At 37.9% G+C, this 1,569-nt stretch carries 1 protein-coding gene; it reads left to right on the top strand.

Annotation, left to right across the window (positions count from 1 at the left end):
• The first annotated feature begins 404 nt into the window (after positions 1–404).
• Positions 405–1,367, top strand: a complete 963-nt coding sequence (locus HHO41_RS21985; protein WP_169102734.1) for a tRNA dihydrouridine synthase — start codon at positions 405–407, stop codon at positions 1,365–1,367.
• Positions 1,368–1,569 lie beyond the last annotated feature (202 nt).

The raw sequence follows: 1,569 nt of genomic DNA on the forward strand, positions 1-1,569 counted from the left end.
GAAAATAAAATAGCCGTATATCTGATAAAAAATCAATGATATATGGCTATTTATGATGCGTACCGTGAAGGTGCGCTATTTTTATATTTCGGGCTTACGAAATAAATGCTAAAAACGGTAATGACTTAATGGTTCGTTATCGTTTTTTATGAAAAATTTATAGAGAAGCGTTATTCTTTAAATCGTTTGGACTTAAGAATAAATCTAATCAACTGCTTATTTGTTTATAAAATAATATTCAGTACGATTTTCGCTTAAAATTATCATTCTCAATTTTCATAAATAATAAATGTCTTTGTATTTGATTATAAGTTATGAAGCGTGTTATAAGTGTAATATTGGCTTTATATTTTTTCGACGCTGAGCTTAAAATTGTATTCATATTGAGAGGATTTGAGTTTTAAATGATAGATAATTTTTGGCGTGATTTACCACGGCCATTTTTTGTACTTGCACCCATGGAAGATGTGACAGACGTTGTGTTTCGTCACATAGTGAGTGAAGCAGGGCGACCGGATGTATTTTTCACAGAGTTTACAAACTCGGATAGCTATTGTCATCCAGAGGGCATGAAAAGTGTGCATGGCCGTTTGACTTTTACAGAAGATGAACAGCCCGTGGTGGCACATATTTGGGGGGATAATCCTGAATATTTCCGTCAAATGAGTATAGGCATGAAAGAGTTAGGATTTAAAGGTATCGATATTAATATGGGCTGCCCAGTACCGAATGTGGCATCAAGAGGGAAAGGTAGTGGACTTATTCTGCGTCCGGACGTTGCGGCAGAACTGATTCAAGCAGCGAAAGCGGGTGGACTGCCTGTTAGCGTAAAAACGCGACTTGGCTATAAGGAGGTAAGTGAGTGGGAGGAGTGGCTATCGCATATTTTAAAACAGGATATTGCGAATCTTTCCATTCATTTACGTACAAGAAAGGAAATGAGCGAAGTAGCTGCGCATTGGGAGCTCATTCCGGAGATCAAAAAATTACGTGACCGTATCTCACCAAATACGCTCCTAACAATCAATGGAGATATTCCGGACCGTCAAATTGGGCTGCAACTTGCTGAACAATATGGTATTGATGGCGTTATGATCGGGCGAGGTATTTTTAAAAATCCTTTTGCTTTTGAAAAAGAACCCAAAGAGCATAGCAGTGAAGAATACCTTGATCTGTTAAGACTTCAGCTTGATCTTCAAGATCAATATGCGGAAGTTTTGCCACGTTCCATCACAGGCCTTCATCGCTTTTTCAAAATTTATGTAAAGGGATTCCCTGGAGCTGCTGAATTAAGACATCAATTGATGAACACGAAATCAACAGATGAAGTCCGTGCAATGCTTGATAACTTTAAAAATGAGCATTGATGTGGTGGGGATAGTGAATGCGGGGTAGCAGCAAAAATAAATCATCACTTTTTGGCTGCAAATGTTGAATGCATGAACCATCCTGATAAATAGACGGAAAAACTCAGGCTGTTGAAAAAGTGGTTTTATGCAACCCAATCCCGCCTGTTCCAAGATGAGAAGATTCGAACTAGATTAATGAAATAAATAAAAAAGTCAGGAT

The sequence above is a fragment of the Bacillus sp. DNRA2 genome (assembly GCF_012843265.1).
In the GTDB taxonomy this organism is placed as follows: Bacteria; Bacillota; Bacilli; order Bacillales; family Cytobacillaceae; genus Bacillus_BU.